Below are 13,159 nucleotides of genomic sequence, written 5' to 3'. Positions count from 1 at the left end.
GAGTGAGGAGTGAGGAGTGAAGGTGCGCCGCATCAGATGATGAAGCGGCGCGGAGTATTATATTCAGCGGCGAAGCCGCTGGCCCTAGACTCTATTAAACCGAATATCCCATTTCGGCGAAGAGGCTGAGTGGCCGTTAGTTAGAAATGAGGAGTGAAGGTGCACCGCATCGATGATGAAGCGGCGTAGAGCATTATATTCAGCGGCTCCGGTCCTGAATCACAACTCTTAGCTCTATCCCTAAACATGCAGCCCCTTAGAGAAGGGGCGCGGCAAAGCCGCAGGATGGATGCGGCGCAGCCGTGGAACCTCAATTCTCAAATCTCAAATCTCAATTCTATTTTATTCACAGAAAGGACACCTATATGAAAAAAGGGACACTTTCTCCGGAGGACCAGGTCCGGAGTCTCCACTATAAATATGAAATTCCGGAAGAAGAGGCAAAATCCCTCATCGATAAGGGCATCCGGTTTGGGGAAATCGACCAGGCCGCCCTCCTTTCCTGCCTCACGGACAAGTCCGTAGAAGATATCCTGGCTATGCGGAAAGAGGATCCCTGGGGCGTCATCAAAAAGAAACTGGGCCTTACGGCGGCGGTGTATGAAGAGGCTTACCTCCTCCACCGGGCGGACCGGCTCCACCGGTTCTACGGCATCGACACGAAGCGGGCCCTTTCCCTTCTTTCCGAAGGCTATCCGAACCACTGGATCCGCCTGGCCTACCTCCTGGAGCAGCACACCGGAAAAAAGACAGAAGATATCATTCACGAGCGAAAGAAAAGTGAACGGTGGAAACCCTATGCGGAGCGGGTGCTCCACGTGAATCCCGAGGATTTCACGAAATGGATTGCGGAAACAAGAAATCCCGCCCTGCCGGTGAAGAAATAAAAAAACGCTCCCTGCGCAAATACGCAGGGGGTTCTTTTTGCTTACGGTTAGAGTCAATCGCGTGAGGGCTTTTAGCTTCTAGCTGTTAGCAGTTAGGAAAACTCTACAGCCTACGGCATGAGTTACTGATGGCACCATCGAATGGAAAGCGCCGCAGGCAGATCAGTTTTCCTAAAAGCTAACAGCTAGGAGCTAGCAGCCCCATGCTGGTGGCTCTATCCATTATCATGCCAACCGGCGGCGGAGCCGCGGGACCTCAACTCTCAACTCTCTTTATATAAAGCATCATACACGGCCTGAAGTTTCCGATCCCTTTCCTTTGTGGCCTTTGCCGCTTTATCGCCGTCGTACTTGTAGAATCCTTCGCCCGTCTTCACGCCCAGGTGTCCTTCTTTTACCTTTTCTGCCAGGAGCGGCGGCACTTCATGGCTGTCTTCCAGATCCGGCATGAGGTAGTCACTGATATGGGCAAATACATCGAGACCGCCGAAATCAACGGTTTCCAGGGGCCCCAGGCAGGCCCAGCGGAAGCCCAGGCCGTACTTCATGACGGAATCGATGCCTTCCTTGCTGATGATGCCCTTCTGTACCATGGACAGGGCTTCCCGGATTACCGCCAGCTGGATACGGTTGGCCGCAAAGCCGGGGGCGTCCTTTTCTACGATGGCCGGTTTCTTGTGGATAGCCAGGGCCAGGTCGTAAATGGTCTTTGCCACATCGTCCGCGGTGTGGTCATTTTTGATGATTTCAATCAGGGGAATCAGGGTGGGTGGGTTAAACCAGTGCATGCCCAGGAACCGTTCCGGTTTCACCACGGCCTTGGACAGGGCGTTAATAGAAAGGCCGGAGGTATTGGTGGCGATGATGGTGCTATCCCCAGCTAAAGGGGAATAGGTGCGGTAGAAATCGAGCTTCGTATCCAGGTTTTCCACAATGGTCTCTACGATGAGGTCCCGCCCTTTGAAGGCAGAGGGGTCCGTGGTGTAGGTGATTTTATCCACCATGTCAGGGGCGATTTTCGTCTTCGCCCGCTTCAGGGTGGGGGCTTTGTGGTTCCAGAGAATCACGTCGTACCCGTTTCTGGCAAAAATCTCCGCCATGGAATAGCCCATGGTACCGGCACCGGCAATGGTAATCTTTTTAATTTCCATAGTAATTCCTCCTTTTCAAATGTTTTTCTCATCTTTATTGTACCACGAAAAGGGGGCGGAAATTGTTTAGGAAATGTCAAATTGTAGTTTGTAGAGCTGTTGAGGGGGATGATGGATAGAGTCATTCGCGCGGGGGCTTCTAGCTGCTAGCGGCTAGCAACTAGGAAAGCTCTACAGCCTACGGCACGAATGACTGGCGGAAATACCGGAGGGGAAGCGCCGCAGGCGGATCAGCCTTCCTAACAGCTAGCCGCTAGAAGCTAGCAGCCCCGTGTGAGTGACTCTACACGCAGCATACTAACCGCCAACCCCAACAGCTTGGCAAACTGAAGTATCGCAGTCCGCTCCTATCCTCTCACGTCCTGGCCGTTCAGGATTTCCTCTCCGGCAAAGGGGCGGCTGCCGAGGTCCGCCATTTTCCTGGCCACCGACAGCACCGGCACCGGAGCCATGGACCGGAAGAGGCCGAAGATGTTCAGCGCTTCCAGCAGCTTTACGGAAATAGTCTCCGTAGGCCGCTTGGCGTGGGGCCGGATGAGGGACGGCGGCCGGAGAATGGAAAGCCCCGGAAATGCCAGGGCCTCCGCATCCTTTTCTATGATGCCCTTCAGTTTCAGGTAGAAAAATCGGGAGGCCGGGTCTGCGCCCACCGAGGATACGATGACGAAATGGGGCACCCCCTTTGCCCGGGCCGCCCGGGCAAAGGAGAGCTGGTAGTCATGGTCGATTTTATACTGGGCCTCCTTGGACCCCGCCTGTTTCAGGGAGGTACCCAGGGCGGAGAAGAGGACGTCCCCCTTCACCAGTCCTTCCCAGGTGTCCGGCCGGTCAAAGTCGATGACATGGGATTCCAGCTTCGGGCTGTCTATATCCAGCGGACGGCGGGTGAAGGTGATGACGGTTTCATAATCGGGGCGGGAAAGGAGGACCTTCACCAGTTCCTTCCCCACGGCGCCGGTGGCACCGATAACGATTGCTTTCATAGACGGACTCCTTTTTGTTGAAGAATTGAGATTTGAGGTAAGAGAATTGAGGTTCCGCGGCTTTGCCGCAGGAGAGACGGCAGACAGTCAGAAAATCAGATACCAGCCACAATTCTGCTGCTTGCTCATCCATGCTTTCCCGGCCCGCAGGACCTGTCCAGCTCAATGCTCAATGCTCAATGCTCAATGCCCCCATACGTTCATACGCCCGCAAGCCAAAAGCGCCGCAGGCTGGTCAGTTTTCCTAACGGCTAGCCGCTAAAAGCTAAAAGCTCCATGCTGGTGACTCTATCCGCCAGTAGTCAAACTGGCCAATTGTATCTGATATAATGAAATAAATGTACAAAAGGAGTGATTTTCATGGATATACGCGAAACATTGGCCCGCCAGCTGCCCCTTTATGCCCGGGTGCTGCTCAAGAAGGGCATCAACCTGCAGAAGGGGCAGATCCTGGTGATCAGTGCGCCGGTGGAGGCCAGCCGGTTTGGGGCGCTTCTGGCGGAAGAAGCCTATAAAGGCGGCGCGGGGCAGGTGGTATTCAACTGGTATTGCAATGACACCATCCGCCTCCGCTATCAGTATGAACCCCAGGAGAACTTCGAAACCGTGCCGGCCTGGCGCAGCGATTTCAACCTGTATTACTACCGGAAGGGGGCTGCCTTCCTGAGTCTCATTTCCGCTGACCCCTACACCATGGAGGGAATAGACCGGAAGAAAATCTTTGCCTGGCAGAGGGCTTTCCACCAGGCGGTGAAGGAATATTCCGACGGTATGATGGCCTCCCGCACCAACTGGCTGGTGGCTGCCGTGCCCGGTGCGGTGTGGGCAAAACTGCTCTATCCGACGGTCTCGGAGGAGGAAGGGATGGATAAGCTCTGGATGGATATCCTCTCCGTTTCCCGGTGCCTGGGCGAAGATCCCCTGGCAGATTGGGACCACCACCTGGCCCGTCTGAAAGAACGAAGAGAGTGGATGACGGCCCAGCAGTTTACCGCCCTGGAATATACCAGCCAGAAGGGGACAAAACTCACCGTGGGCCTGCCGGAACGCCACATCTGGCAGGGCGGCGCGGAAAGCTGCACCCGGGGTTTCCTCTTTAACGCCAATATTCCCACGGAAGAAGTGTACTCTGCTCCCCAGGCGGATCGGGTGGACGGGGTGGTCTGGAGTACGAGACCCCTCGTATACAACGGGAACCTCATAGAAAATTTCCGCTTCACCTTCGAAAAGGGGAAGGTGGTGGATGTACAGGCAGAAAAGGGAGAGGAAATCCTGAAAGACCTGCTCCGCATGGATGAAGGGGCCTGCCGTCTGGGCGAGGTGGCGCTGGTTCCCTACCATTCCCCCATTTCACTGACAAACCGCATCTTCTATGAGACACTGTTCGACGAAAATGCGGCGTGCCACCTGGCCCTGGGCGATTCCTACTCCACCTGTCTGGAGGGAGGACCGGAAATGAAGGAGGAAGAGTTAAAGAAAGCAGGACTCAACGATTCCATGATCCACGTGGATTTCATGGTAGGCAGCCCGGACCTCTCCATCAGGGGAGTCAAGAAAGACGGCACACGGATCCCGGTCTTCGTCAACGGGGATTGGGCGGAGTAAAAGAAAGAATTGAGATTTGAGTGAAGAGAGTTGAGGTTCCGCGGCGAAGCCGCTGATGGGAACTTGATGACTCTATCCACAAAATGTGAGTTGACTCCGCAGCAGGCTCCCTTTTTAAAGGGAGCTCCCCACCGGGGTGAGGGATTCTGTAGGAAACACCGCAGGCGGATATCCTGACACGGTAAGACGAATGATTGCAATTCCTGATTTATTTTCCTGCACTGCACCACCATTCACGGTTCCGGGCTTTTCCCTCGATCTCGGTCTCGGTCTCGATCTCACATTCCCCTATGTTCCCTCACCATTTCCTGAACCGCCCTGAATTCCGGATTTCCATCAAAGTGGATATCCGATTTTCCATCCACCTTCCACCGGATCCATACGGCATCGTCCGCCATGATTTCCACAGACAACAGAGTTTTTCAACCGTCGTCGGTGTTGCAAGACCGTCAGAGGCATTTTTTTGAGAGATCTCTCGGCTCTCTCTCACATTCGATTTTTATGTTTTACATCATTACTGCGCTTACCACCGCTCGAGATGACGAGAAGTGGATAGAGGTAACAATTTCGTAAATCGCTATAGGATAGCTGGCCAGCCTGCGGCACTTCTAATTGATGGCCCCAGCAGGCTTTCATGCCGTAGGCTGTGGAGCTTTCCTGGCTGCTAAAAGCTAACGGCTGGAAGCTCCACCCCAAGTGACTCCGACTGTCAGCGAGCAAATCCGCCGCGAAGCGGCTATTGGTCTGGCCACTAGGGAAGCACTGATTAAATCGTTGTCAGATTTCATTCTTGGATTTTTATGCAATGCGAGGAATAACTCGACGCGAATAGCGAGCTATTTAAGGAGAGTTATGACGAAGCAGTGCATAAAAATCCTTATGAAATCTGACTCTGCGAATTAATCAGCGCTTCCCTAAATCTAGCCACTAGCCACTATTCTCCCCTATGTTCCTTCACCATTTCCTGGACCGCCCTGAATTCCGGATCTTCTTCGAAGTGGATATCCGATTTTCCATCCACCTTCCACCGGATCCATACGGCATCGTCCGCCATGATTTCCACGGACAGCGGTGTGAAGAGCATGGGCTGGTCGTCGGAGAGGCCCTTCTTTGCCATGAAGAGGGTCTGGGTTTCTTTGCTGCCGTCGGCGGCAGGGGCAATGACCTGGCTCACTTCATCCACGAGACCGGCCTGGAGGAAACTCCAGTTCAGCACGGCGCCGCCGCCCAGGATCAGGGTATCCACATGAAGGAGATCTCTGATTTTCTCACAGGCCAGGGCCAGGTCTACCCGGTCCTTTCCGCAGAGGAGGTAGCTGATGCCTTTCCGGCGGAGGAAATCTTTATAGCTGTTTGATGTGGATTCCGTAAGGATTTCCACTACATGGGCCTTTTTCCCTTCCCCGTCGGACACGTTATCTTCCCAGGCCAGCCGGCCATGGCTGTCCATGGCGATGAGGTACTGTCCCAGCTTCGCTCCTTCCGCAAGGAAATCCCCCTCCGGCACCGGAGGGGCTTTTTCATTGACCTCCGGTTTCCGGTAAAGCGTGTAGTTGTCGTCAATGGTGGTACGTCCCAGGAGCTGGGCCTGGTATTTATAGTGCCCAAGGGCTGTGTAGAAGGAGTCTTCTGCCCCCTCTTTTCCCGGAAGCCACAGGTATTTCCCCATGATCTTCCCATCCAGGCTCGTTTCCATGTGGCAGATAATTTTTGGTCTATTCATAGGTATTCTCCTTTATGATAAATTGTACCGGTATGGGTATGTCGATGGATGGCGCTGGGGGTGGCCGGTGGGGCATCGCTTCGCTGGTCCGACCGGCCACCTTTAGTCCCGTCCAACTATTTGGGACCCTTGCTGACATCAGGTTTAATCCTTCTCTAATACATCCATCTCCGGTGTCCGATTTCCCGTTTCCCTTTCGTAGTCCTCCAGAGATATGCCTTCGGTGGTTCCATTTTTTATGGCCGTACGGTAGAACCAGTCCTTGAAATCCAGCTCCGACAGGTAGTACTTCAGCTGTTCCATCTGGTCCAGGATGAACTGGCGCTGCTCCTTAATCAGTTCGTACCGCTCCGGGATGGTCTTATCCCCCTTTTGCACCATGTCCACGTATTTACGGATCTGCTTCAGGGGCATCCCCGTATTCTTGAGACATGACAGGAGAGTCAGCATGCGCAGGTCGTTCTCATCGAAAACCCGCTGCCCGTTTTTTCGCTTCAGGTTCGGCAGCAGTCCTTCTTTGTCATAGTATCGCAGGGTGGAAGGGGCCACGCCCATCCGGCGGGCCGCTTCGGAAATGGTGTAAGACATGGGAAATCCTCCTTTATATAACCGTACCGGTGAATCGTTCTGTATCCACTATAATAGGTAAAGTTCACTTTAAGTCAAGGGGATGCTTGCGGATAGAGTCACTGGCATGCTTTCTTCCCACGAAAAAAGGCGCATCCTGTGGATGCACCCTTTGGGGCCGATGCCCCTACCTTACAGCTTCCCGGCAGCGGGTGAAGATTTTTCCGAAAGCCCAGGCCGTGGCGGCGGTGAAAGCCATGCCCGGGGCGGCAGCGATGAGCATGAGGGTGAGCCCCTTGCCCAGGAGGAAGTACATCACCACCCGGGCCAGGGCGGTACCCACTGGGCCGGAGAAAATATAGAAAAGCCTGTTGGATCCCGAAAGGAGCCAGAAGGCGCCGACCCCCAGGCGGAAGGACATCTGAATGGCCACGTTCAGGATGGTGCAGGTGCCCAGGGACAGGCCCATGAGGGAAGCCAGCACACCGGCGATGATATATTTCTTGAATCCGAAGACCCCGCAGATGGCTACGGCAATGGGGGCGGACAGCTGGAATTCCGTGCCCGGCACGATGCCGGGAATGCGGAATGTGCCGGAAACGGCGATGAGCACGGCCAGAAGGGCGGTCTCCACACAGTCCCGGACCAAAGTCTTCTCCGGCGAAATGGCGGTCGTTTTTTCCATGGAAAACTCCTTTTGGGGAAAAACAAGAGAGTGATGAAATGACAGAATGAAAAAGGGGGAATAGTTAGGAGTTAGGAGTGAGGAATGAGGAGTGGTGGTGCGCCGCGACAAAATGATAAAGCGGCGCATAGTTTGTATTTTGTGGCAGAGTCGCAAGATGGATTGAGGAGACTTTGGGAGATCACCTGATTTGCAGGACTCGCATCTGCGAGGCGAATCTATCCCCGGTCTTTGGCCGCCCCCCCTCTCTAAGAGGAACGTATCTTGCGTGTATTGTCATCAGTATGCGATAGGGAATAGTAATCCTCGTGCCACTGCGTGGTACTCTCCGGCCAGTCGCTAAAAGGAAAACGCTCACTGTGTAGAGAATACGTCAGTATGGCCCAGCCTCAGTAGTCATATGCAGGATCATCGTCTGCGCGGGGTGCAAGTAAGCGGCGAAGCTGCGGGATAAGCATATATACTCTGCGCCGCTTATTATTCTGTCGCGGCGCACCTTCACTCCTCACTCCTCACTCCTCACTCCCCACTCCTCACTTTTTCGGGGATTCAGCCCGGTTGTTAGGTGCTCTTCATCTCCGACACCATGACTTCCAGCGCCTGATCCAGTTCTTCCCGGATATGGGCGGCGGTGACGGTGAGGCGGATGCGGCTGGTGCCCTTTGGCACCGACGGCGGTCGGATGGCGGAGAGGAGGATGCCCCGTTCCTTACAGCGGGCGGCGTACTCCATGGCCGCCTCTTCCCTTCCCATGACGATGGGGATAATGGATGTGTCCCCGGGGAGGAAGGAAATCCCCGCTTTCCGGAGACCCTCTTTCATGTATTCCGTATTCCGGCGGAGGGAGCCCATGTATTTTTCCGGATTTCTTTCCAGCAGCCTGAGCGCTGCCAGGGCCGTGGCGCCGGTGACGGCGGAAATGGAGGTGGAGAAGATGAAGGGCCGGGAGCAGTTCCGGAGGTAGTCCGTAATCGTCCTGTCGGCGGCTGCAAAGCCCCCTTCGGCCCCCAGGGACTTGGACAGGGTTCCCACCTGCACGTCGATGCCTTCCATGTGGTAGTATTCAGCGGTGCCCCGGCCGGTGTCTCCGATAACCCCGGTGGCATGGGCGTCGTCCACAATGAGGCAGGCATCGTATTTCCCTTTCAGCCTTACCAGTTCCGGCAGGTTGGCCACGTCCCCGTCCATGCTGAAGACGCCGTCGGTGACGATGAAACGCTGCCCTTCGCAGGGAGTTTCTTCCAGCAGCTTTTCCAGAGCCTCCATGTGGGAATGGGGATACACTTTGACGGCGGCCCGGGAAATCCGGCAGCCGTCTACGATGCTGGCGTGGTTCAGCTCATCGGAAAAGATCACGTCCCCCGGCCCCGCCAATGCATAAAGAACGCCGAGGTTGGTCATGTATCCCGTATTGAAAATTACCGCATCCTCCTTGTGCTTGAAGCGGGCGATTTCCTTTTCCAGGTCCGAAAGCTCGAAGACCGCGCCGCTGGTAAGCCGGGCGCCTCCGGAACCGGTGCCATAGATGACTGCATTCCTGGCGGCTTCTTCCACTTCTTTTTCATGGGTCATGCCCAGATAATCGTTGGAATTAAAGACGATATATTCTTTTCCTGACCGGTCGATGCCCCGGGAGGCGGTGATCATGCGGAGGTCATGGACTGCCCGGAACCGGTCAGCCTTCCGGATATCCGCCAGCTTCTGGGGAATGTCTTTAATCTTCATGGGGCAGCCTCACCAGGACCGTCTGGTTCTGCATGTAATCATCATATTTCTTGACATCCGTGCCATGTTTCACAAAGAAAACCCGTCCTCCCACGGGATCTCCCATGTCCTTCATCACCGTAATCCGGCCGTAGCCGAATTTCCGGGAGCCCACATAGCCGGTGACATAGTCCGGATCATCGGACCAGCAGAGTTCCGCCACCGTACCGGGGGCATAGGCCACCTTGGATGCCAGTACCAGGGCTTCCCGGGGATGGTCGCCGCCGAGGCCCCGGTTCCCCATGATTTCGTCATAGGCCTTCGTGTCTTCGCAGTCCATATTGCTGCAGCGGACACCCCGCTCCTCACGGTTATCGAGGCGCTCCCCGGTCTCCGCGTCCATGACGATGGCCCCCCGCATGCTGTCGGTGAGGGATTCCAGTTCGAAGAAGGCGCTCTTCACGGCAGCCGGGGATACGCCGATGCGAAGGAGCTCTTTCCGCGCTACCTGCCGTCCCTCTTCCTTCGTGGATGTATTCATCTGGTAAATGGGAATCATAGGGCAGTATTCAATGGTCTGGGGTTTCACCTCTTCCACCTTCACCTGGATAAAGTCCGCTGCGCCCCGTTCATGGGTCCGGGCTCTCCGAAGCATGGCAATCACGTCTGCTTCCACCTGGTCCTCCGGCACAATCCGTTCGGCACCGGAAATATGGCGGCCTCCTTCTCCATGATAACCACCAAGACTGGAACGCATTTTTACACTGTACAGCAATTTTCCCACTCCTTTGTAAACTTCTCTTATTCTTATTGTCAACTAAAGAAGTATAAAATAATCCGAAGCTATCGTACTTCGGCCGTTGTTTCCAGTCTAAAGCTGTTAACTGCCGTTTGTCAAGATTACAATTATATAAAGTTTACAATATAGACTAACTGGGATAGATAAATAGAATGAATACTATATGTCGAAAGGCAGGCTGACGGATAGAGTCATAGCTTTGAGCCTTCAGCCTTGAGCCTTGAGCTGTATAGCCGCTTCGCGGCGGTTTGGTGCGCTGTTGGATAGAGTCATTGGTGCCGGGGCTGCTAGCCGTTAGCTTCTAGCAGCTAGGAAAGATCTACAGCCTACGCATGTCATAGGATGGAAAGCGCCGCAGGCGGACCAGCTTTCCTAAAAGCTAGCCGCTAACAGCTAGCAGCTCCACCCGTTTGCACGTAAATTCAACCGCGGGACAACTGCCGCAAAGCGGCGAAACAGCTCAAGGCTCAAGGCTAAATGCTCAAGGCTCGTGGCTCTACCTGCAGGCATGCCAATCCGCAGAATCCACAGAGTACTCTCTTTTTTCCGACCATTACGTCATCAATTTGCTATAATCGTTTATTTTTGCTAAAATGGTACCGTTATATATGAGTGAGGTGCAAAATGTTTTTACATGAAATGATAAAAGGTGCGGACCCTTCCCATTTGGCCTTTGAAGGAGAAGCACAGGTGACCTATGGAGAACTGGCGGAAGCGGTCCGTCTCTACAGGAACGAACTGTATCAGATGGGGATCCGCAAAGGGGACCGGGTGGCCCTGTACTCTGCCAACCGGGCGGAATTTGTCTATGCCTATCTGTCCACCGTGAGCCTCGGCGCCATTATTATCCCTGTCAATAATTCCCTGGTGGACCGGGAAGTGGACTACATCCTGAAGGATGCTGGAGCCTCCCTCCTCATCACCGATACAGCCCTGGACGTGTCCTGCCCTTCCGTCGACATCCATGACCTGGACTACAAAGCCCAGGAAGGAAAGGCGGAGGAAGCGCCGGCCTTTCCGGAAGACCTTACGGAAGACGATGTGTGCGCCCTGGTCTACACCTCCGGCACCACCGGCAGTCCGAAGGGAGCCATGCTGACCCATCGGAACCTGGTGGGCAATGTGGAACAGTTTATTTCCCGCATCGTTTTCAAACCGGAAGATAAGGTGCTCTGCGTGCTGCCTATGTTCCACTGCTATGGGCTCACCACCGTGGTGAATGCAGGCCTCTATGCCCATTCCACCATCGTCATTCTCCGGTCCAAGAGCCCCACGGAAATCATCAATACCATCGTGGAACATTCTGTGACCATCGCCATCATGGTACCCCCTATGTACAACCTCCTGGCCCGCCGGGGAGAACCGTCGGTCATGAAGACAGTGCATACCTTTATTTCCGGCGGCGCTTCCATTCCCCAGCCCGTATCCCAGGCCTTCTACTTCCGTTTCCACCATCCCGTGCAGGAAGGGTACGGCCTCACCGAGGCATCTCCGGTGGTCTGCGTTCTTCCCAGTGCCAAGCCGAAGTACCTCACCAGCGGCCCCGTGCTTCCCGGCGTGGAAGCGTATATCAAGACTGAAAGCGGCGGCCCCTATGTGGCAGGCACCGTAGGTGAACTGGTGGTCCGTGGCTCCAACGTCATGAAAGGCTACTGGAATAAGCCGGAAGAAACGAAGAAAGTGCTCTCCGAGGATGGCTGGCTCCGTACCGGGGACCTGGCCTACATGGATGATGACAAGTATATCTACATCGTAGACCGCATTAAAGACCTCATCATCGTGAACGGGGAAAACATTTACCCCGGCGAAGTGGAAGACTGCATTTACGAAGTGGAAGGTATCGCAGAATGCGCCGTCGTCGGCCATCCGGACCCCCTCCGGGGCCAGGCGGTGTGGGCGTACATCGTCATGAAGAACGGCTATGAATTCGACGAGAACAAAATCAGGAAGTACATGGCAAAGAACATTGCCAGCTACAAGATCCCCCGCCGTTTCATCCCCATGGATGCCCTGCCGAAAAACGCGACAGGAAAGATCCTGAAACGGGCGCTCCGGGATAATTAATCCCATACGAAAAGCCATGAAAAGCGAAATTGCTTTTCACGGCTTTTTAGCATGCTAATGGACAGAGTCACTGGCACCGGGGCTTTTAGCTTCTAGCGGCTAGCAGCCAGGAAAGCTCGACGGCCTGCGGCATGGATAGCTGACGGCATCAATGAATGGGAAGCGCCGCAGGCGGACCAGCTTTCCTAATTGCTAAGAGCTAGAAGCTAGCAGCTCCATGCTGGTGACTCTGGCCATCAGCAGGCTGATTTCTCAAATCCCTTCCATCTCTCCGGCATCCATGGACTCCAGCCGGTCCCTGACCATCCGGATATGGCGGTCCACGGTTTCCAGGTTCCAGAACGTGGGAAGAGTCTCCCCATTGGTCAGGTGGAGGACGCATTTCCCGTGGTCCCCGCCTTTCCACCGGTCGAGGGCATCCAGCCGTACGTATCCCAGGGTCGGTGCCCGTTGGGACAGCTTGATCTGCACAAACACACTGCCGTCATTGAGCCGGATGCCGGTGCCCCGTTTCCCGCAGAACAGCTTCCGGCAGGCTTTATTATCATTCCCCAGCAGGGCGGCCAGGGTATTCATATATTTTTCCACACTGCAGTATCGGTGGCACCGGCGTCCATCTTCATAGAGCACCTGGCATCCCGGTGCCGGACCTTCCCATTGGGGGATAATCGCAATCATTGATAGAGATTTCATGTGTACGCTCCCTGCATGTAACAGTTCCGTTTCCTTTACCCGGTCATGAGGAGTTCTTCCTCTATTATGCTGCATCGTTGCATAATAAGAACATAAGTTCTTTACTCATTATACACGAACATGTTTTTGTCTTCAAGAGGGACTGGGACAGATTTTTTATGCCCGGAGGGGGCAGATATAGTACAGAAATATTTTTGCCAATTGATGTAACAAAATACTTGACAACATGTAAGAGGCAATGTTACAATACGATCATCGATGAAACATAATAGATTACATCAACATGTATAGACTTGGG

The 13,159-nt window shown here is 54.4% G+C and carries 12 protein-coding genes; 3 read left to right on the top strand and 9 right to left on the bottom strand.

Translation table 11 applies throughout. The features are described 5' to 3' along the window. Positions 1–365: 365 nt before the first annotated feature. On the top strand, positions 366–887 hold the full coding sequence (locus ACFWUL_RS10590) for a hypothetical protein (protein WP_416177261.1): 522 nt from the start codon (positions 366–368) through the stop codon (positions 885–887). 263 nt (positions 888–1,150) lie between these two features. Here ACFWUL_RS10590 and ACFWUL_RS10585 read toward each other — a convergent pair whose 3' ends face one another. Further along, positions 1,151–2,038, bottom strand: a complete 888-nt coding sequence (locus tag ACFWUL_RS10585; protein ID WP_416177260.1) for a 3-hydroxyacyl-CoA dehydrogenase family protein — start codon at positions 2,036–2,038, stop codon at positions 1,151–1,153. Positions 2,039–2,385: 347 nt separating this feature from the next. Then, the gene (locus ACFWUL_RS10580; RefSeq protein ID WP_416177259.1) at positions 2,386–3,021 is read right to left on the bottom strand and encodes an NAD(P)H-binding protein; all 636 of its coding nucleotides are present in this window, start codon (positions 3,019–3,021) and stop codon (positions 2,386–2,388) included. 360 nt (positions 3,022–3,381) lie between these two features. Here ACFWUL_RS10580 and ACFWUL_RS10575 point away from each other — a divergent pair, with 360 nt between their 5' ends. After that, positions 3,382–4,626 (top strand): aminopeptidase, encoded by a 1,245-nt coding sequence (locus ACFWUL_RS10575; RefSeq protein ID WP_416177258.1) that lies wholly within the window; start codon positions 3,382–3,384, stop codon positions 4,624–4,626. Positions 4,627–4,904: 278 nt separating this feature from the next. Here ACFWUL_RS10575 and ACFWUL_RS10570 read toward each other — a convergent pair whose 3' ends face one another. The 6 genes from ACFWUL_RS10570 to ACFWUL_RS10545 all read right to left on the bottom strand — a co-directional run bounded on the left by ACFWUL_RS10570 (position 4,905) and on the right by ACFWUL_RS10545 (position 10,089). Then, the gene (locus ACFWUL_RS10570) at positions 4,905–5,039 is read right to left on the bottom strand and encodes a hypothetical protein (RefSeq protein ID WP_416177257.1); all 135 of its coding nucleotides are present in this window, start codon (positions 5,037–5,039) and stop codon (positions 4,905–4,907) included. A 521-nt stretch (positions 5,040–5,560) separates the two neighbouring features. Next, on the bottom strand, positions 5,561–6,349 hold the full coding sequence (locus ACFWUL_RS10565) for a RibD family protein (RefSeq protein WP_416177256.1): 789 nt from the start codon (positions 6,347–6,349) through the stop codon (positions 5,561–5,563). 144 nt (positions 6,350–6,493) lie between these two features. Further along, positions 6,494–6,937: a MerR family transcriptional regulator gene (locus ACFWUL_RS10560; protein ID WP_416177255.1), complete on the bottom strand. Its 444-nt coding sequence runs from the start codon at positions 6,935–6,937 to the stop codon at positions 6,494–6,496. Between the two features lie 166 nt (positions 6,938–7,103). Continuing rightward, positions 7,104–7,601: a hypothetical protein gene (locus tag ACFWUL_RS10555; protein ID WP_297021674.1), complete on the bottom strand. Its 498-nt coding sequence runs from the start codon at positions 7,599–7,601 to the stop codon at positions 7,104–7,106. 561 nt (positions 7,602–8,162) lie between these two features. Next, positions 8,163–9,326 carry an aminotransferase class I/II-fold pyridoxal phosphate-dependent enzyme gene (locus ACFWUL_RS10550; protein WP_416177254.1) on the bottom strand — a complete coding sequence of 388 codons (1,164 nt, stop codon included), beginning with the start codon at positions 9,324–9,326 and terminating at the stop codon, positions 8,163–8,165. Beyond that, positions 9,316–10,089, bottom strand: coding sequence for a 6-carboxyhexanoate--CoA ligase (locus tag ACFWUL_RS10545; RefSeq protein WP_416177253.1), 774 nt, complete (start codon positions 10,087–10,089; stop codon positions 9,316–9,318). The genes ACFWUL_RS10550 and ACFWUL_RS10545 overlap by 11 nt, the downstream gene beginning before the upstream one ends. Positions 10,090–10,728: 639 nt before the next feature. Between ACFWUL_RS10545 and ACFWUL_RS10540 the strand changes: the two genes are divergently transcribed. Then, positions 10,729–12,168: a class I adenylate-forming enzyme family protein gene (locus ACFWUL_RS10540; RefSeq protein WP_416177252.1), complete on the top strand. Its 1,440-nt coding sequence runs from the start codon at positions 10,729–10,731 to the stop codon at positions 12,166–12,168. Between the two features lie 252 nt (positions 12,169–12,420). Here ACFWUL_RS10540 and ACFWUL_RS10535 read toward each other — a convergent pair whose 3' ends face one another. Further along, a complete protein-coding gene (locus tag ACFWUL_RS10535; RefSeq protein ID WP_297021665.1) occupies positions 12,421–12,861 on the bottom strand; it encodes a hypothetical protein in 441 nt (146 codons plus the stop codon). Positions 12,862–13,159 lie beyond the last annotated feature (298 nt).

The organism is Dialister sp. (assembly GCF_047832375.1).
In the GTDB taxonomy this organism is placed as follows: domain Bacteria; phylum Bacillota; class Negativicutes; order Veillonellales; family Dialisteraceae; genus Dialister.
The sequence above is the reverse complement of the archived record's forward strand: the minus strand, read 5'-3'. Positions and strand labels throughout refer to the sequence as shown.